Genomic DNA, 18,729 nt, shown 5'->3' on the forward strand with positions numbered 1-18,729 from the left:
CGTCCCTGCCGAGTGCGCGATTGCGCACGGAGCAGGGAGCCATACGCCGCGGCTTCTCGTTCGGGCACGCGAGGAGAGACCTTTCGCAACAAACAAGATCGGTGGTTATGGGTCCCTGCTTTCGCTGGGACGACAGTGGGGAATATTGGGTCACGAATTACCCTTCGGCAGATAGTCGTTGGTGTAGAACGCCTTCGGATTGGCCTTGGCCTTGGCGTCGAGGCCGCCATACTCGACCATCAGATCGACCGACTCGGTCATGTTCTGGTCGGTGACCTGGAATGGCCGCTTGTCCTTGGTCTCCGGCGTACGATAGAGCGGGATCGTCAGCTCGAACCCCTGCGTCAGCGTGTCGATCTTGCCGCCCTTCGGGTTGGCGTCGAGGATCGATTGCGCGGCGGCCTTCGGCTCCTTCTCGGCGGCTTCAACCGCCTTTGTCGTCGCCGACATGAAGCGGCGCACCAGGTCGGCGTTGGCCTTCACGTAGTCGGAGTTCGCGATGATGCCCGACGACACCATGTTGATGCCGTAGTCGGCGAACTTGATCGGATAGACGTCCTTAGCCGTGGCGTCCTTGATCTTCATCGACTGGTCCATGACATAGCCGAGCAGCAGATCGGCCTGGCCGTTGATGACGGCGTTGAGCTTGGTCTGGCCGTCGCCGGCAACCGTGTTGAAATCGCTTTCCTTCAGGCCGGTCTTCTTCAGGAACAGCGGCCAGATCTGGGTCATCGAATCGGCAGGGGTGATCGCGACCGTCTTGCCCTTGATGTCCTCCGGCTTCCTGATGTTCTTGTCGACGAAGCCCATCACCGACATCGGGCTGGTCTGCAACAGCACGCCGGTGGCGATCACCGGTGCGCCCTTCACCGCCGCGCGCATCATCGTCGGCACGTCGACATAGCCGAAATCCGCGGTCTTGGCGGCCACCGCCTGCGTGGTCGCGGCCGAGCCGCGGCCCTCCTGGATCTCCAGATCAATGCCTTCGGCCGCATAGATGCCCTTGGCCTTGCCGTAATAGAACGGCGCGTGTTCGCCATAGACGTACCAGTTGAGCATCAGCACGACCTTGTCCGCCGCAGACGCGGGTGCCACCGCAAGCGCGGTCCAGGCCAGTGCGGCGCCGGCGACCGCAATCAAACGCTTCATGGTTGTTCTCCCTTTATTGTCCGCGGCCCTTGCGTGGGCCGCTTGTCCGGTTGCCGCGCTAGGACGCGAAGCTGATGTCGTCGCGCTGGCTGACGTGCCAGGGGATCACCAGCCGCTCGATGCGGTCGACGATCCAGAACAGGATGACGCCGAGCAGCGCCAGGATCACCAATGCGGCGAACATCGTCGGCAGGTCGAAGGTGCCGATCGATCGCTGCATCACATAGCCGATGCCGGAATTGGACCCGACGAACTCGCCCACGACGGCGCCGACCACGGCGAGCGTCACCGAGACCTTCAGCCCGGAGAAGATCGCTGGCATCGCATGCGGCAGGTTGACCGCGCAGAACACCTTAAAGCGGCTGCCCTGCATCGCGCGCGCCAGATCGACCATGTCGGGATCGACCGATTTGAAGCCCTGCACGGCCGAGACCACCACAGGGAAGAAGCCGAGCAGGAACGCGGAAATCACCTTGGGTATGATGCCGAAGCCGAACCACACCACGAACAGCGGCGCGATCGCGATCTTCGGCACCGACTGGGAGAACACCAGCAGCGGATAGACGTAGCTCTCGACCGTCTTCGAGCCCGCGATCAGCATCGCGACGGGAATGCCGAACAGCGCCGAGAGCAGGAAGCCGCAGATCGTCGCATAGGTGGTCGGCCAGGACTGCCGCAGCAGCTCGGGCCAGTCGCTGATCAGAACCGCAACGACGTCGCCGGGCAACGGGATCTGATAGGCCGGGATATGGAACAGCCGGATCGAAAGGTCCCAGGCCGCCACGATGACGACCAGGAACAGGAACGGGCGCACCCATGCTGCATTCAGCACCTTCGACAGGCCCGAAGGGCTCTTTGCCTCCGCCACGCCACGCTCCCTTGCCGTTTCTCAATTCGATTAGAAATTAACCCGTTGGATAAATACTGTCCAGCCCCCGGCACGCGGCAAAATCGCACTGAAATTCCACATTTCGTCAGATGAGAAATTTTTAGCCCGGATGCAGCGAAGCGAAATCCGGGGGCCGGCCTCGACATGGATAGAGGCGCCCCGGATTACGCTTCGCTTCATCCGGGTCACGGATCATCGCAATGATCGCGAGACCTCACACCACGCGGTGTTCCGCAGCGCGCAGCACCGGCATCGCGCCACCGAATGCGGCGGTGGACTTGCCGGTCAGCGCCGCCAGCACCAGCGCGGTCATGTGCTCGAGGCGCTCGTCGCGGGCGTCCTTCTTCAAGAGGTCGCGGCCGAAGATCACGCTCAAGGTGGCGCTGTTGGAGAGATAGAAGAACGCAAGCCCCGCGATCGAGATATAGAGCTGCACCGGATCGATCGCGACGCGGAAATCGCCGCTCTCGACCCCGCGCGTCACCACGGTGCGGATCATCTCGACGAAGGGCGAGTGCATCGACTTGACCTTGGTCGAGCGCTTCAGGTGTTTTGCCTTGGCGAGGTTTTCCGTGTTCAGCAGTGCCAGGAACTCGGGGTTGCGCAGGAAATAGTTCCAGGTGAAGTCGATCAGGCGTCCGATCGCCTCGGGCGGATCGAGATGCTCGAGATCGAGCGTGCGCTCCTCGGCGCGGATCTTCTCATAGGCGCCTTCCAGTACCTCGAGATAAAGATCCTCCTTGTTGCCGACATGGTAGTACAGCATGCGCTTGTTGGCGCCGGCATTGGCCGCGATGCGGTCGACCCGCGCGCCCGCAAGGCCATGGGCGGCGAATTCCTGCTTGGCCGCCTCGAGAATCCGCAGCCGCATCCCCTCCGGGTCGCGCTGCCATCTCTGTATCCGCTTTGCCTTGGCCAATTCGATCGCCTGTGATGCTGAGCTGACGAATGTAGCATGAAGCACGCGGTTTGAGAACGAATGTTGTCGTGACGGTCGCTTCGTCATTCCGGGGCGTGCGCAGCACGAGCCCGGAATCCATCAGTCCGCAGAACGTGCGGCTTGATGGATTCCGGGTTCTCGCTTCGCGAGCCCGGAATGACAAAGAAAAATGGACGCACTTCCCCATCACGCCCGCTGCCGGAACGACGCGCGTGTGAAACGCCGCCTAGTCCGGCTTTCCCTGCGAGGGCTGCACCAGGAGCGTCGGCACGCCGCAGGTGCCGTTGCGTACCGTCATCACGCGCGTGCCGGGCTTGCGGCCGGTGCGAATCTCCGAGACGTCGACGCCGGCGGCAACCAGCCGCGCATGCGTGGCCTCGATATCGGCCACCCGCCAGCAGATGCCGCGCAGCCGGTCCGGCGCGTCCGCCTCCGCCTTGCTGTTTCCCTTGCCCGGCCGGTGCGTGACCTCGACGACGAGGTCGCCGCAGCGGAAGAACATCAGCCGGCCCCATTCGGGATGCGAGCGATCGAGCGCCATGTCGAGCCCGAGCCGCGCGCCGTAGAGTGCAGCGGCGCGTTCCGGATCGGCCGTCGAGACCACGACATGATCCATCGCGGTGATCGAGGCCGGCGTGGCGCGCACCGACAGCGGCCGCTCCTGCTCCCGCTCCAGGAAGAACATCCGGATGCCCCGCGTCGCATCGGTCGCGGCGCGCGTGCGCCGCCATGACAGCGTGGCGCCGCTGGTCTCGTCGCGGCTCTCGACCTCGGCGACCGGCTCGGGCTTCAGCGTCAGCCGGTCGAGCCGGCGGTGCATCCTGGCGATATCGCCGACACGGAAGCAGAGGCTCGCAAGCCCCTCGCCCTGCGTCACCAGCGCGCTGCGGACGCGCTGGGCTGCGGCATCATCGCCGCGCGGCGCCATCAATTCCATCGTGGTGTTGTCGAGCGTGAACAGCACGCGGTCGGCGCCGTCGCCGCTGTTGCGCCAGGCCGGCGCCCGCGCGAACAGCGTCTGATAGGCGGCGCTGGCGGCGGTGATGTCGCCGGTCAGGACGACGACATGATCGAGGCCGCTAATCATGGCTGTGGTCTCCCGGAATCTGCCGTCATTGTGCGTCTCCTCAACCCGCCCCGGAACCACGGACCGCCCGGGGAATCCATCATCTCTACCTGTAAACCAAGCAGGGTTGCGAATATTTTCAGCGATTCGAGAGCTTCGGTTCTGATTTCAATCAGAACCGAAAATGCTCTAGTCTGGTTGCCGGCCGGGACCACACCAAGCGACGACGGACAACGAATGCAGGCTCTCTTCATCGGACAGACCTATATCGACGTCACCTTCATCACCGATCACATGCCGGTTGGCGACGAGAAGCACGTCGCCGACGCCTATGCGGTATCGTTCGGCGGCAACGCCGTGACCGCGGCGTTCTGCTGCGCCAAGCTCGGCATCCAGCCGGACCTGATCGCCACCATGGCCAATGACTGGCTGGGACGGATGTTCTGGGACATGGCCGACCGCTACGGTATCTCGTTCCACCCCCGCAAGGTCAACTCCTCCTCGCTGTCCTTCATCATGCCCCATGACGGCAAGCGCGCCATCGTCCGCTGCCGCGACGACCAGCACATCCATCCCTTTCCGCTCTTGAACATCAAGGGCTGCCGGGCGCTGCATATCGATGGCCACCAGCCGGACGCCGCGATCCACTACGCAAAGCTCTGCCGCGAGGACGGCATCCTGACCTCGCTGGACGGCGGCGGCCTGCGCACCAACACCCACGAGCTGCTCGCCTACATCGACATTGCGATCGTCGCCGAGCGGCTGTGCGAGCAGATGGACAAGACGCCGGAGCAGATGCTCGACTATCTCAAGAGCCGCGGCTGCAAGGTCGGCGGCGTCACCATGGGCGAGCGCGGCCTGCTCTGGTATGACGAGGCGGGCGTGGTGCGCACCCTGCCGGCCTTCCCGATCCCGCGCGAGCGCGTGATCGACACCAACGGCGCGGGCGACGTCTTCCACGGCGCCTACATCTACTCTTACCTCTCGAATCCGAGCAAAGGCTGGCATGAGCATTTCAAGTTCGCGCGCGCGGCGTCGACCTACAAGATCCAGAAGCTCGGCAATGAGGCCGGCCTGCCGACGCTCGCCGATATCGCGGCGGTCAAGCAGGAGTTTCGTGCCGAGGCCTGACCGGGCGGATCGAGGCTAGGGCCATGCGGCACGTTTTCGTCGCCGGCAGCATCAATATGGACGTCGTGGCGACCGCCGAGCGCCATCCGCGGGTCGGCGAAACCGTGGCCGGCGAGGCCGTGCTCTATTTTCCCGGCGGCAAGGGCGCCAACCAGGCCGTGGCATCGGCAAAACTCGGCGTAGCGACCACACTCATCGGCAGGCTCGGCACCGATGCGTTCGGCAAGGAGCTGAGAGCGTTCCTCGTCGCGCAAGGCGTCGATCTCAGCCTCGTCAAGACCACGGCTGGTGCGCATTCCGGCACGGCGATCATCACCATTGCCAATGCCGACAATACGATCGTGGTCGTGCCGGGCGCCAATGGGCTTGTCGACGCTCGTGATGTCGCGGTGCCCGCCCTGATGAAGGGCGACGTCGCGGTCAGCCAGTTCGAGATTCCGCTGCCGGCGATCACCGCGTTCTTCCGCCGTGCCCGCGCCGCCGGCGCCACCACGATCCTTAATCCGGCACCGGCAAAGCAGGCCGACGGGACGCTGCTCGATCTGGTCGACATCCTTGTTCTCAACGAGACCGAGCTCGGCGCCCTCACCGGAACGGAGCTGCGAGACAGCGACACGCCGGAGCGCATCTCGGAGGCGGCCCGACAGTTGGGGCAAGGCAAGACAATCTGCGTCACGCTCGGCAAGCGCGGCGTGCTGGCGCTGGTCGAGGGCCAGCCGCTGCTGGTGCCGGGACGCGAGGTCAAGGCCGTCGACACCACCGGCGCCGGCGACTGCTTCGTCGGCGCCCTCGCCTCGCAGCTCGCCATCGGCAAGCCGCTCGGCGACGCGCTGGGCTACGCCAACGCTGCCGCCTCGATTTGCGTGCAACGGATGGGCGCCGCGCCGTCGATGCCGACGGCGGCGGAGGTCAAAGCCGCTCTCGATGCGTAGAAACGGAGGGTGGGCAAAGGCGCGTTTGCGCCGTGCCCACCATCGAGCGCACTGCTCGTGATGGTGGGCACGCTATCGCTTTGCCCACCCTACGCACTCAGCTCAGCGCACTCTTCAAATCGAAGCTCGCATCCGCCGCCTGCTCCGGCGTGATCGAGCCGCCGGCGCCGAGCAGCCGTCGGCCGAACATGTGATCGCCGGCGCGATTGACCGACTCGATGCCGAGCAGCTGGTCGCCGCGATAGCAGAACGCCGAGAACGCGCCCTGCGCGCGGTCGCCGCGCACCACGACGCGGTCGTAGCCGGTGGTGAGGCCCGCCATCTGCAGCTTGTCGGGGCCCTGGTCGCTCCAGAACCACGGCAGGCCGTCATAGACCTCGGTCTTGCCGGTCAGCCGCGATGCCACGCAGCGCGCATGGTCGGTCGCGTTCTGCACCGACTCCAGCCGCAGCGATCCGCCGAACCGCTTGCTGGTGTAGAGCGCGCAATCGCCGATCGCGGAAACATTCGGATCGGCGGTCAGAAGATGCTCGTCGACGATGATCCCGGATGCGACCGGCAGACCGGCTTCTGCTGCGAGCTCGACATTCGGCAGCACGCCGACGCCGACCACGACGAGATCGGCGGGGATATGCGTGCCGTTGCTCAGGCTGACGCCGGTGACCTTGGTACCATCGGCCTCGATCGCGGTAACCTGAACGCCGAGATGAATCCGGATGCCGGCCGCGGCGTGGCGCGACTGCGAGAACTCGGAAATCTCCGCAGTCACCGCCCGCGCCATCACGCGCGACGCCAGCTCGACCACGTCGACCTCGAGCCCCTTGGCCCGCGCGGTGGCCGCGAATTCGAGCCCGATGAAGCCGGCGCCGATCACCACGACGCGCATGCCGGGCGCGATCAAATCGCGCAGCGCCTGGCTCTCGTCAAGAATGCGCAAATAGCGAACGGCGTCGAGCCTGGCGTTGGGAATATCGAGCAGCCGGTTCCGCGCGCCGGTCGCAAATACCAGATGGCCGTAGTCGAGCGAGGTGCCGGAGGCGAGCGCGACCTTCCGGGCGTTGCGATCGATGGCGTGGGCACGATCGGTGATCAGCTCGATCTTGTTGTCGTGGTAGAATTTCTCGGGCCGGAACATCAGGGTCTCGGGCCCGCCGGTGCCCTTCAGATAGGCCTTCGACAGCGGCGGCCGCTGATACGGCAAATGACCTTCGTCGTTGAGCAAGGCGATGCGCTCGGTGAAGCCAGCCTGGCGCAGCGAGGCCGCGAGCTGGAAGCCGGCATGTCCGGCGCCGACGATGATGACCGAGCCTGTCATCGGAACAACCCAAATACGCGCGAGCAGGAGTGACCCATGCCGTTTCCTCTTGTCGATGTTAGCTTGCTCGCCCCGTCCCCACAGCGCTCGTGTCTGCGTACCGAAGGCGCGGGCTATTTGGCCTCATGGACCGCGTCGATGCAAGGGGGGTCCCCGGCGATTCTGGGTCCGCCGCGGCGCCGGGCCGGATTGCCACAGCTCCCGGCAAGGCCTTAAATGTCCGGAAATGACAAGCCCGAGGTCTTCAAAATGCCAGCACCCGCCTCCGCCAACGACCCCGCTCTGCTCCGCATCGACGGCGCCATCGCCACCATCACGCTGAACCGGCCGGCCGCGTTCAATGCGATCGACCTGACGATCGCCAAAAAGCTCGAGCAACTGAGCGCCGAGGTCGAGGCCAACAAGGACGTCCGCGTGCTGGTCATCGAGGGCGAAGGCCGCGCCTTCTGTGCCGGCGGCGATCTGCAAACCATTGGCGCCGCGACTGAGGCCAACAATGTCACGCCCGTGGTCGGCGAGATGCTGCATCACTACCACGCCTTCATCGAGACGGTCCGACGGATGCCGAAGATCGTGCTGTCCAGCGTGCATGGTTCGGCGGCCGGCGCCGGCATGGGCCTCGCCTTCGTCACCGACCTGTGCATCGCCGCGGACGACGCCCGCTTCACCCCCGCCTACGCCAAGATCGGCGTGTCGCCGGACGGCGGCAGCACGGTCGGCATTGTCGGCACTGTCGGTACCCGCCGCGCGCTGCAAATTTTCCTGGCGGAAGACGGCTTCACCGCGCAGCAGGCCTATGAATGGGGGCTGGTGGTCAAGACCGTGCCGGCGACCGAGCTGAAGGCCGCCACCCGGCAGCTCGCCGAGCGCCTGGCCAAGAATCCGCCCGCCGCGATCGCGGCCACCAAGTCACTGGTGTACCAGGCTGCCACCACGCCGACCAAACAGCAGCTCGATGCCGAGGAGCACAAGATCATCACGACCATGCATACCGACGATTTCCGCGTCGCGGTGAAGAAGTTCACCAGCAAGTCGAAGTAGCAACAATAGGTACGACTGCGTGACAGCCGCTGTTGCCTGTCATCCGGTGCCACCTCGCACTGCCGTCATTGCGAGGAGCGATAGCGACGAAGCAATCCATTTCTCCGCTTGCGGGGCGATGGATTGCTTCGCGGAGCCTGTCATCCGGCGGCGCTTCGCGCCGACCGGGTGGCTCGCAATGACGTGGATGGAGCGATGCGAGCTCCTCCCCATGAAGGTCCTCCCCGGTAGGGCTAGTTCGGGCAGATGTAACCGGTGCCGCCGGGGGCCTTGAAGCAGCCGACGGATTCCGGGATCACCTGCTTGGGCAGCCACAGCACGACCTTCGGGAAATAGATCGTGAAGCAGATCGTGACCAGGAACACGACGTAGATCGGCAGCGCCGCCCGCAGTGCCTTCGCAAAACTGATGCCGACGAATTTCGAGGCCATCAGCAGCACCAGCCCGTAAGGCGGCGTGATCAGGCCGAAGGCCAGCGTCGCGATCAGCACCACGCCCATGTGGACGCCGTTGATGTCGCCGGCCTGGGTCAGCGCATTGACCAGCGGCATGAAGATGATGATGGTCGGCACCGGCTCGATGAAGTCGCCGACCACGGTGAACAGCAGCACCATCAAGAGCATGATGAGATGCGGATCGTTGCCGGCGATCGAGGTGATCCAGTCGGCGATGTAGATCGCGCCGCGCAGATAGGCGAGCATCCAGCCGAACGCGTTCGCCGCGCCGATCGTGATCAGCGGCAGCGAGAAGATCAGGCCGGCGAGGCAGAAATCGTACGGGATCTTCTTCAGGTGCCCGCGGTTCAGCGCCGGGATCACCACGATGATGATGTAGGCCACCGCGACCACGCCGGCCTCGGTCGGCGTGAACCAACCGGTCAGGATGCCGCCGAGCAGGATCACCGGGATCATCAACGGCAGCGCTGCGTCGCCGGCTGCGAACGCGATCTGGCGCAGCGGCGCGCGCGGCTTGCGCAGGCCTGAGGGGCCAAAAAAGTAGCAATAGATCATCAGCCCGAAGCCGATCATCAGGCCGGGGACGACGCCGGCCATGAACAGGCCGGCGATCGAGACATTGCCGACCGCGCCATAGACCACGGCCGTGATGCTCGGCGGCACCAGCGCCGCGATGGTGGAGGCCGAGGCGATGATCGCGGCGATGAAGGCCGGCTCGTAACCCTCACGCCGCATCGGGCCGCCGAGCGCCCGGCTCATGACGGCGACGTCGGCGGTGGTCGAGCCCGACATTTCCGAAAAGAACATGCTGAACACAACGACGACCTGCGACAGCCCGCCCCTGATATGCCCGACCAGCGAAACCGAGAGGTTGGCGATGCGGACCACGACGTTTGCCGAGCTCATCAGCTCGCCGACCAGGAGGAAGAACGGAATCGCAAGCAGTGCTTCGGAATCGACACCGTCGAAGATCTTCTGGATGATCGCGGCCAGCGACACGTCGGACAGCATCGCGCCTATGAACACGCCGGCCATCAGCGAGAACGGCACCGGCACGCCGAGATAGCCGAAGAACAGGAAGCAGAACGACATCAGCGCAAGCACGACCGGTGCGCTCACGGCTGCGCTCCCGTCGCTGCGCCGGTATTGATCGCCGGGATCGCAAGGTCGTCATCCGGCGGCTCCGGATGATCAAAGCCGTTGCGAATGCCGTTGACGAGCTGCTCGATCGTGAACAGCCCGATCAGGATGCCGGACAGCGGGATCACCGCATAGAGCGAGGCGATCGGCGTGCCCGACGGCAGGCGGAAGCTGCCGAAGCCGCGCAGGTAGTTCTGGTAGCCATACCAGACCAGGCAGAAGGCGACGCCCAGCACGACCAGACGAATGACAATCTCGACGAATGTCCGCGACGTGCCATGCATCGCCTCCGAAATCGCGGTGAGATAGAGATGATCGTTGCGCCGCGTCGCGACCGCGGCACCGATGAAGATCGCGTAGATGAACAGCGTCGAGGTCACCTCCTGCAGCCATAGCCAGGGATGGCCGATGGTCCGAGTCACGATGTCGGCAGTCACCGAGAGCGAGAAGCCGAAGCACAACAGGCCGCACAGCATCATCAGGACCAGCTCGAGCCGGTCGAGCGCCCGCCATTTCAGATGCCGCTGCCGTTGCAGCACCAGTTTGTCGGCGATGGCCATGCTCGGAATTCCTTGTCGTCCCGGCCTAGTGCGCAATTGCGCACGGGGGGCCGGGACCCGTAACACCCGGCGCGTGTTGTTTTGATAAAAGCGGCGGCCAGTGCTTCAACCGATAGGCCGCGGCGTATGGGTCCCGGCCTTCTCCGGGACGACGCATGGAGGGGCTAATTGATCGCACGGATCAAATTCTTGATCTTCTCCGCATGCGGACCGAGATCCTTGGCGAGCTTGTCGAGATAGGGATCGGCGATCGCGGTAAAACTCTTCTTGTCGACGTCCTCGACCACCTTGACGCCGAACGATTTCAGCTTGGTCAGCGCGCTCCGCTCGAGCTCGAACGCCTTCTGCGGCTCCTTGGCGCTGACCTCGTTGGCGGCCGCCTGCACCCACTGCTTCTGCTCGGCGGAGAGGCTCTGCCAGAGCTTGTCGGAGACGAACAGCAGCGCATTGTTGGCCTCGTGCTCGGTGATCGAGAGCACCGGCGCCACCTCATAGTGCTTGTTGACGAGATAGACGTTGATGCTGTTCTCGGCGGCGTCGACCACGCCGGTTTGCAGCGAGGTGTAGACGCTGCCGAACGGCATGTGCACGGTCTGCGCGCCGTAGGCCGGAAACATGGTGTCCTCGGTCGCAGTCGCCTGCACCCGGACCTTCAATCCCTTGAGGTCGCCGACGTTGTGGATTTCCCGCTTGCTGTAGATGTGGCGCACGCCCTGCGAGCCGGTGCCGATCACGTGCAGGCCCTGCGTGGTTTCGTCGATCATGGTCCTGATCGCGTCGAACACCTGCGGGTCGGCCAGTGCCTTGGTCACATGGGCGTCGTTGCGGAACAGGAAATGCAGCGACATCACGCCGGCCTGCGGCGAGATCGTCGCGGTGTTGGCGGAGGAGATGATCGCGAACTCGATATCGCCTGATTTCACGAGTTGCAGCAGCTGCGGCTCCTGGCCGAGCTGCGCGCCGGGATATTGATCGACGATCAACGTGCCCTTGCTCAACTCCTTGAGCTTGTCGGCGAACAGATCGCCGGCGACCGAATAGCCGGTGTTGCGCGGCTGGTCGTAGGCGAAGCGGAAATGCTTGACCTCCTGCGCGCCGGCACGCGCGGGCAGCAGCAGCGCCGCTGCGGCCATGACGATCCCGACGATTTTGGCCATATAGCCCATCGCGACGTTCCCCCTGTTTTTGATTGACAGGATCATCCCACCTGCGGCGCGGGATTGTCAATAAAACAGAGGTAACCAGCTCGTCGTAGGCGAGAATGAGCGCCGCATTGCAGAAATTATCGACAATTCGGCTGCTGCGCCGAATTTTCGCGTGCTACTTCCCCTTGGCGCGCATGAAGTCGAAATCGCAGCCCTCGTCGGCCTGCAGGATGGTCTCGTTGAAGAGATGCGCATAGCCGCGCCTGGCCCAATCAGGCGTGCCGGCCGGGGCGAGCGCGGCGCGGCGCTTCTGCAACTCGGCCTCGTCGACCAGGAGATCGATGCTGCGCTTGGCGACATCGAGCCGGATCATGTCGCCGTTCTTCACCAAGCCGAGCGGACCGCCGACGGCGGACTCCGGCGTGATATGCAACACGATGGTGCCGAACGCGGTGCCGCTCATCCGCGCATCGGAGATGCGGACCATGTCCTTGACGCCAGCGCGCGCGAGCTTCTTTGGGATCGGCAGATATCCCGCTTCGGGCATGCCCGGCGCGCCCTTCGGCCCGGCGTTGCGCAGCACCAGCACGTCGTCGGCGGTCACGTCGAGCGCGGGATCGTCGACCCGCAGCGTCATGTCCTCGACCGACTCGAACACCACGGCGCGGCCGGTGTGCTGCAGCAGCCTCTCGCTCGCCGCCGATTGCTTGATCACGGCACCGCGCGGCGCGAGATTGCCGTGCAGGATCGCCATCGCGCCTTCTGACTTGATCGGGTTCGCCTTGGAGCGGATCGCGTCCTGTCCCGGCACGTCCTCCGCGTTGGCGACGACCTCGCGCAAGGTCTGGCCGGTGATGGTCTTGGCATCGAGGTCGATGAGGTCGCCAAGCTGCGCCATCAGCTTCGGCACGCCGCCGGAGTGATGGAAATGCTCCATATAGTGCTCGCCCGACGGCTTGAGGTCGACCAGCACCGGCACCTCGCGGCCGAGCTTGTCGAACGACGCGAGATCGATCTTGTGCGGCGAGCGGTTGGCGATGGCAGTGAGATGGATCAGCCCGTTGGTCGAGCCGCCGATCGCCTGCATGACGACCTGGGCGTTGCGGAACGACGACGGCGTCAGGATCTCGCTCGGCTTCGGCCCCTTGGTCTTCGCCATCTCGGCGGCGACGCGGCCGCTGGCCTCCGCGGAGCGGAAGCGTTCGGCATGCGGCGCCGGGATCGTCGCGCTCATCGGCAGCGACAGGCCGAGCGCCTCGGTGATGCAGGCCATGGTGGACGCGGTGCCCATCACCATGCAGGTCCCTACGGAAGGCGCAAGACGTCCGTTCACGGCCTCGATCTCGACATCGTCAATCTCGCCGGCGCGATACTTGCCCCACAGCCGGCGGCAGTCGGTGCAGGCGCCGAGCACCTCGCCCTTGTGATGGCCGACCACCATCGGCCCGACCGGAATCACCACCGTCGGCAGGTCGGCGCTGATCGCCGCCATGATCTGCGCCGGCAGGGTCTTGTCGCAGCCGCCGATCACGATCACCGCATCCATCGGCTGGGCGCGGATCATCTCCTCGGTGTCCATCGCCATCAGATTGCGCAGATACATCGAGGTCGGATGCGCAAAGCTCTCGGCGATCGAGATGGTCGGGAACACGAACGGCATCGCGCCCGACAGCATGACGCCGCGCTTCACCGCCTCGATGATCTGCGGCACGTTGCCGTGGCAGGGATTGTAGTCGCTGTAGGTGTTGGTGATACCGACGATCGGGCGATTGAGCGCATCGTCGGAATAGCCCATCGCCTTGATGAAGGCCTTGCGCAGGAACAGCGAGAAGCCGGCGTCACCATAGCTGGTCAGTCCCTTGCGAAGTCCGTCGGCCATTTTCTTCTCGTCCCGTTGGTTGGTCGGACGCACTTAAGGAGCGGCGGGAATTATTGTCAATATGAGATAATCCGGCGGCAGAGCGACGGCACTATGCCGCAAAATCCCCCTCATTATTGACAATAACCCGGCCGCCATGCTGACCTCTGGCATCGACCTGTAGCCGAGCGCACATGAAAGCCGAGCCCACTTTGTCCGAACTCCAGGCCCCCTCGCGCGAGGAGGAACAGGCCGAAGTGATCCGCCGGCTGGAGGAGGACATCATCTTCGGCCGCTTCGCGCCCGGCCTGCGGCTGGTCGAGGATACGCTGATGCAGCGCTACGGCGCGAGCCGGCATTTCGTCCGCCAGGCCCTGTTCCAGCTCGAGCGCCAGGGCATCGTGCTGCGCGAGAAGAATGTCGGCGCCACCGTGCGGTTCTATTCGGCCGAGGAAGTGCGGCAGATCTACGAGGTGCGCGAGATGCTGACGCGCCAGGCCGCGCTGATGATCGCCCTGCCCGCGCCCGACGGCCTGATCGACCGGTTGAGCGAGCTGCAACGGCAGTACTGCCTCAGGGCCGACGCGCAGGACATGCGCGGCATCCACGAGACCAACGACGCGTTCCATCTCGCGCTGTTCTCGGCCTGCGGCAATCCGTATCTGGTCCGTTCGTTGCAGGACTACATGAACCTGACGCTGCCGATGCGCGCCAAGAACCTCGCCGACAGCGAAGGCCTCGCACTGTCGCGCCGCCAGCATGAGTTGATGATCGAGCTCTTGAAAGGCCGCGACAGCTGGGCGCTGGCACAGCTCTGCGTCGATCACATGCAGTACAGCAAGGCGGATTATCTCGTCCGCATCTCCAACGACAAAAAGCCGCAATAGCGCGATACGCGGCCTCCTCGTAAAGGAGACGGCGATGCGTCATGTGGCTTTGTTGGTGGGATCGTTCGCGGCGCAGCTTGCGCTTGGCGGCATTGCCGAGGCGGCCGATCCGCGCGCCACCGAGCTGACCTATGAGCCATGGAGCAAGACCTGCCTCACCGAGGCCAGTTGCTTCGTCGCGGCCGCCGCGCGCGGCAAGTGCGCGCCGTCGGGCGGCACCATCAGCATCTCGCCGCAGAGCAGCACACGCGCGCTGCTCACCGCCAATGTCGGCACGCGGACCATGCTGGAGGGCACGATCAGCCTGCGGATCGACCAGGACGAGCCGATGCAGATCGCGAGGACGCACTGCTACACGCTCGGCTGCGGCGGCACGCTGGAGGCCAATGGCGAGCTGATCGAACGGCTCAAGCACGCGCAGGCGATCGCGGTGGAAGCCAAGAACCTGACCGGACGGACAATCAGCCTCAGCTTCCCGCTCAACCACTTTTCGCAAGTCTATGACGGGTCCGGAAGCGCACCCAAGGCGACGTCCGGAAAAAGCGCGACTGAGCCGCAGCGCGAGCACACCGAGGCGGTCAAGCAGCTGCCGCAATGCGAGGATTGATCACGTCTTCCAGTCGATCACCCTCGTCCGGTCGCCGTCGAACTCCATGCTGCAGAACGCGCCGCCCTGGTAGTAATCGCCGACCGGATCCGGCGGCAGCTTGGCCTGCTCGGCCATTGCGTGTTCGCGAAAATCCTCAGCCCGCCCGGTCGGGCGATAGCCGAGATCATAGGCGCGGTGATTGTCCCACCATGAGCGCTCATTGTAGGAGGCGCCGTACAGCACCTCGAAATGGATATCGGGATGCTCGAGCCCGATGCGGCAGAGCTGCACCAGATCTTCCGGCTTGAGCCAGATCGACAGTCTGCGGTGATCGAGCGGCGCGTCGCCGAAATTGCCGATCCGGATGCAGGTCACCTTGATGCCGTGCTTGTCGGCATAGAGCGCGCCGATGCCTTCGCCGAACACCTTGCTGACGCCGTAACGGCTGTCCGGCCGCGCGGTGACGTCGGTGCCGATGCGATGATGCCGCGGATAGAACCCGACGGCGTGATTGGACGAGGCGAAGATCACGCGCTTGACGCCCTGCTTGCGCGCCGCCTCGAACAGATTGTAGCCGCCGATGATGTTGGCTTGCAGGATCGCGTCCCACGAGCCCTCCACCGAATAGCCGCCGAAATGCAGGATGCCGTCGACGCCCTCGCAGACCGCCTCGACCTGCGCCAGATCGGCGAGATCGGCGGCCTTGAATTTTTCGTGTGCGCCGAGATCGGAGGGCGGCTTGATGTCGCTCAGCAGGAGATCCGGATAGATCGACGGCAGCATCTTGCGCAGGCTTGTTCCGATTCCACCCGATGCGCCGGTCATCAATATGCGTGGCATGCCGTCCCTCGTCTGTCCTGATTGCTGCGATCGAATTGCGGTCGCAGGCCGACAATGATAGCAAACCATGCGCTCAAGGAAACACCATCGAAACACAACAACGAGAACAGCAAATGTCCGATGTTCATTCCGCCGGCTGGCGTCCCGCGACCTGCTATCCCGATCCCGCGATCCACGCGCTCGATCCGCGCTTCGAGAAATACTGGCTGAAACTCTCCGCCGTCGAGCGGATCGCCACCGGCCTGCGCTGGGCCGAAGGCCCGGTGTGGTTCGGCGATGGCCGCTATCTCCTGTGCAGCGACATCCCGAACCAGCGCATCCTGAAATGGGAGGAAGAGACCGGCGCGGTCAGCATCTTCCGCAAGCCGTCGAACTTCGCCAACGGCAACACCCGCGACCGCCAGGGCCGGCTGATCACCTGCGAGCATGGCGGCCGCCGCGTGGTCCGCACCGAATATGACGGATCGATTACCGTGCTGATCGATAGCTTCGGCGGCAAGCGGTTGAACTCGCCGAACGACGTCGTGGTGAAATCCGACGGTTCGATCTGGTTCACCGATCCGACCTTCGGCCTGCTCGGCAATTACGAGGGCTACAAGGCCGACCCCGAGATCGCGCCGAACGTCTACCGGCTCGATCCCGAAACCGGCAAGGCCACCATCGTCGCCGAGGGCGTGCTCGGCCCGAACGGGCTGTGCTTCTCGCCGGACGAGAAGATCCTTTACGTCGTGGAATCCCGCGGCGAGCCGAACCGCAAGATCCTCGCCTATGACGTCGCCGCCGACGGCACGACGATCTCCAACAAGCGCGTGTTCATCGATGCCGGTCCCGGCACGCCGGACGGCATGCGCTGCGACATCGACGGCAATCTGTGGTGCGGCTGGGGCATGGGCGATCCCGAGCTCGATGGCGTCGTCGTGTTCGCGCCCGACGGCGTCATGATCGGCCGCATCGCGCTGCCGGAGCGCTGCGCCAACCTCTGCTTCGGCGGCGTCAAGCGCAACCGCCTGTTCATGGCGGCGAGCCAGTCGATCTACGCGCTCTACGTCAACACCCAGGGCGCGCCCGGCGGTTAGACTTCAACGTCGTCCCGGCGAAGGCCGGGACGACGTTGAAGATGCAGCTATCCCAAAACGTCTGACGCCGGAGCAGTTGCCCGCCCCGGCGCCAGAATCGCGTCTCTCGCAGCTCCGGCTTACGCGGCGTTATAGCCGGCGACCGCCTTGGCCTCGAGATATTCTTCCAGACCGTAACGGCCCCACTCGCGGCCGTTGCCGGACTGCTTGTAGCCACCGAACGGCGCGGTGCGCTCGTTCGGCACGCCCTGCAGGTTGACGTTGCCGGCGCGGATCTGGCGGCCGACACGGCGCGCGGTTTCCACGGTGTCGGCGGAGACGTAACCGGCGAGACCATAGGGCGTGTCGTTGGCGATCTTCACCGCCTCAGCCTCGTCCTTGGCGCCGAGGATCGTCAGCACCGGTCCGAAGATCTCCTCGCGGGCGATCGTCATGTCGTTGGTGACGTCGGCGAAGATGGTCGGACGGACATAGAAGCCCTTGTTGACGCCCTCGGGCAGGCCCGGGCCACCGGCGACGAGCGTTGCGCCCTCGTCGATGCCCTTCTGGATCAGCGCCTGGATCTTGTCCCACTGGCCGCGGTTGACCACCGGGCCGATCGTGGTGCCGTCGGCACGCGGATCGCCGGCCTTGGTCTTGTCGGCGACGCCCTTCGCGATCGCGGCCACTTCCTTCATCCTGGAGAGCGGCACGATCATGCGCGACGGCGCGTTGCAGGACTGGCCCGAGTTGTTGAACATGTGCATCACGCCGCCGGTCACCGCCTTGGCGAGATCGGCGCCCTCGAGGATCACGTTCGGCGACTTGCCGCCGAGCTCCTGGCTGACGCGCTTGACGGTCGGCGCCGCACGCTTGGCGACGTCGACGCCGGCGCGGGTCGAGCCGGTGAACGAGATCATGTCGATGTCCGGGTGCTCGCTCATCGCGGCACCCACCTCCGGGCCGAGGCCGTTGAGCAGGTTGAACACGCCCTTCGGCACGCCGGCTTCATGGAGGATTTCCGCGAAGATCAGCGCCGAGGTCGGGGTGAACTCCGACGGCTTCAGGATCATGGTGCAGCCGGCGGCGAGCGCGGGCGCGACCTTGCAGGCGATCTGGTTGAGCGGCCAGTTCCAGGGGGTGATCATGCCGACCACGCCGACCGGCTCGCGCACGATCACGGCGGTGCCCATGGTCTCCTCGAACTCGTACTTCTTGAGCACTTCGAGGGTGTTCATGAGGTGGCCGAGGCCGGCGCCGGCCTGCAGCTTCTCGGCCATCGGCAGCGGCGCGCCCATCTCGTCGGAAACCGCGGCGCCGATCTCCTTCATGCGGCCCTTGTAGACCTCAACGATCTTGGTGAGCAGCGCGATGCGTTCCTCGCGACTGGTCTGGGAATAGGTCTCGAAGGCGCGCTTGGCGGCGGCGACTGCCTTGTCGACATCGGCCTTGGAGCCGAGCGCAACTTCATACATCGCCTCTTCAGTCGCCGGATTGACGACCGGGGTGGACTTGCCCTTGACGACGGGATCGACCCAGGCGCCGTCGATGTAGAATTGCATGCGATTGACCATCGGAAACCTCTTGTAGGGGGCGTATGGATAAGGGGAACGGAAAGCGTTCGGCAGGCATCCTTGCATGAAAGCAGGGCGAATTGAACCCGCCATATGCGGGGCGCGGCTCGTGCACGCGAACGGCATATAATGTCGCTGCCGCGCCGGTGGCAAGATTACATCC

Annotated in this window: 17 protein-coding genes; 6 read left to right on the forward strand and 11 right to left on the reverse strand. The window is 64.8% G+C overall.

Annotated elements, in window-relative coordinates:
• Positions 1 to 150 precede the first annotated feature (150 nt).
• From ACVW17_RS34345 to ACVW17_RS34360, 4 genes are all read right to left on the reverse strand, one after another.
• On the reverse strand, positions 151 to 1,149 hold the full coding sequence (locus tag ACVW17_RS34345) for an ABC transporter substrate-binding protein (RefSeq protein WP_456798455.1): 999 nt from the start codon (positions 1,147 to 1,149) through the stop codon (positions 151 to 153).
• A gap of 58 nt (positions 1,150 to 1,207) precedes the next feature.
• On the reverse strand, positions 1,208 to 2,017 hold the full coding sequence (locus ACVW17_RS34350; RefSeq protein WP_456798456.1) for an ABC transporter permease: 810 nt from the start codon (positions 2,015 to 2,017) through the stop codon (positions 1,208 to 1,210).
• Positions 2,018 to 2,252: 235 nt separating this feature from the next.
• Positions 2,253 to 2,957 (reverse strand): TetR family transcriptional regulator, encoded by a 705-nt coding sequence (locus ACVW17_RS34355; protein WP_456798457.1) that lies wholly within the window; start codon positions 2,955 to 2,957, stop codon positions 2,253 to 2,255.
• 247 nt (positions 2,958 to 3,204) lie between these two features.
• The gene (locus ACVW17_RS34360; RefSeq protein ID WP_456798458.1) at positions 3,205 to 4,065 is read right to left on the reverse strand and encodes a VOC family protein; all 861 of its coding nucleotides are present in this window, start codon (positions 4,063 to 4,065) and stop codon (positions 3,205 to 3,207) included.
• A gap of 216 nt (positions 4,066 to 4,281) precedes the next feature.
• Here ACVW17_RS34360 and ACVW17_RS34365 point away from each other — a divergent pair, with 216 nt between their 5' ends.
• Both ACVW17_RS34365 and ACVW17_RS34370 read left to right on the forward strand, forming a co-directional pair.
• Positions 4,282 to 5,175 carry a sugar kinase gene (locus ACVW17_RS34365; RefSeq protein WP_456798459.1) on the forward strand — a complete coding sequence of 298 codons (894 nt, stop codon included), beginning with the start codon at positions 4,282 to 4,284 and terminating at the stop codon, positions 5,173 to 5,175.
• A gap of 23 nt (positions 5,176 to 5,198) precedes the next feature.
• Entirely contained in the window at positions 5,199 to 6,107 is a 909-nt protein-coding gene (locus ACVW17_RS34370; protein WP_456798460.1) for a ribokinase, read from the forward strand.
• A gap of 97 nt (positions 6,108 to 6,204) precedes the next feature.
• Here ACVW17_RS34370 and ACVW17_RS34375 read toward each other — a convergent pair whose 3' ends face one another.
• Positions 6,205 to 7,422: an NAD(P)/FAD-dependent oxidoreductase gene (locus ACVW17_RS34375; protein ID WP_456798461.1), complete on the reverse strand. Its 1,218-nt coding sequence runs from the start codon at positions 7,420 to 7,422 to the stop codon at positions 6,205 to 6,207.
• Between the two features lie 249 nt (positions 7,423 to 7,671).
• On the opposite strand from ACVW17_RS34375, the gene ACVW17_RS34380 reads away from it, so the two are divergent.
• Complete coding sequence (locus ACVW17_RS34380) at positions 7,672 to 8,463, forward strand: enoyl-CoA hydratase/isomerase family protein (protein WP_456798462.1); 792 nt, start codon at positions 7,672 to 7,674, stop codon at positions 8,461 to 8,463.
• Positions 8,464 to 8,696: 233 nt separating this feature from the next.
• On the opposite strand, the gene ACVW17_RS34385 is transcribed toward ACVW17_RS34380, so the two are convergent.
• From ACVW17_RS34385 to ACVW17_RS34400, 4 genes are all read right to left on the reverse strand, one after another.
• Complete coding sequence (locus ACVW17_RS34385; RefSeq protein WP_456798463.1) at positions 8,697 to 10,037, reverse strand: TRAP transporter large permease; 1,341 nt, start codon at positions 10,035 to 10,037, stop codon at positions 8,697 to 8,699.
• Positions 10,034 to 10,618: a TRAP transporter small permease gene (locus ACVW17_RS34390; protein ID WP_456798464.1), complete on the reverse strand. Its 585-nt coding sequence runs from the start codon at positions 10,616 to 10,618 to the stop codon at positions 10,034 to 10,036. The genes ACVW17_RS34385 and ACVW17_RS34390 overlap by 4 nt, the downstream gene beginning before the upstream one ends.
• 164 nt (positions 10,619 to 10,782) lie before the next feature.
• Positions 10,783 to 11,775: a TRAP transporter substrate-binding protein gene (locus ACVW17_RS34395; RefSeq protein WP_456798465.1), complete on the reverse strand. Its 993-nt coding sequence runs from the start codon at positions 11,773 to 11,775 to the stop codon at positions 10,783 to 10,785.
• Positions 11,776 to 11,938: 163 nt separating this feature from the next.
• Positions 11,939 to 13,642, reverse strand: a complete 1,704-nt coding sequence (locus tag ACVW17_RS34400; protein WP_456798466.1) for an IlvD/Edd family dehydratase — start codon at positions 13,640 to 13,642, stop codon at positions 11,939 to 11,941.
• 173 nt (positions 13,643 to 13,815) lie between these two features.
• Between ACVW17_RS34400 and ACVW17_RS34405 the strand changes: the two genes are divergently transcribed.
• Positions 13,816 to 14,508, forward strand: a complete 693-nt coding sequence (locus tag ACVW17_RS34405; RefSeq protein ID WP_456756022.1) for a GntR family transcriptional regulator — start codon at positions 13,816 to 13,818, stop codon at positions 14,506 to 14,508.
• A gap of 34 nt (positions 14,509 to 14,542) precedes the next feature.
• Positions 14,543 to 15,115 (forward strand): invasion associated locus B family protein, encoded by a 573-nt coding sequence (locus ACVW17_RS34410; protein ID WP_456798467.1) that lies wholly within the window; start codon positions 14,543 to 14,545, stop codon positions 15,113 to 15,115.
• Here the strand turns inward: ACVW17_RS34410 and ACVW17_RS34415 are convergent, their stop codons facing one another.
• Complete coding sequence (locus tag ACVW17_RS34415; RefSeq protein WP_456798468.1) at positions 15,116 to 15,937, reverse strand: NAD-dependent epimerase/dehydratase family protein; 822 nt, start codon at positions 15,935 to 15,937, stop codon at positions 15,116 to 15,118.
• A gap of 113 nt (positions 15,938 to 16,050) precedes the next feature.
• Between ACVW17_RS34415 and ACVW17_RS34420 the strand changes: the two genes are divergently transcribed.
• Positions 16,051 to 17,013 carry an SMP-30/gluconolactonase/LRE family protein gene (locus ACVW17_RS34420; protein ID WP_456798469.1) on the forward strand — a complete coding sequence of 321 codons (963 nt, stop codon included), beginning with the start codon at positions 16,051 to 16,053 and terminating at the stop codon, positions 17,011 to 17,013.
• 119 nt (positions 17,014 to 17,132) lie between these two features.
• Here ACVW17_RS34420 and ACVW17_RS34425 read toward each other — a convergent pair whose 3' ends face one another.
• Positions 17,133 to 18,566: an aldehyde dehydrogenase family protein gene (locus ACVW17_RS34425; RefSeq protein WP_456798470.1), complete on the reverse strand. Its 1,434-nt coding sequence runs from the start codon at positions 18,564 to 18,566 to the stop codon at positions 17,133 to 17,135.
• Between the last annotated feature and the right edge of the window lie 163 nt (positions 18,567 to 18,729).

The organism is Bradyrhizobium sp. USDA 4473 (genome assembly GCF_054063335.1).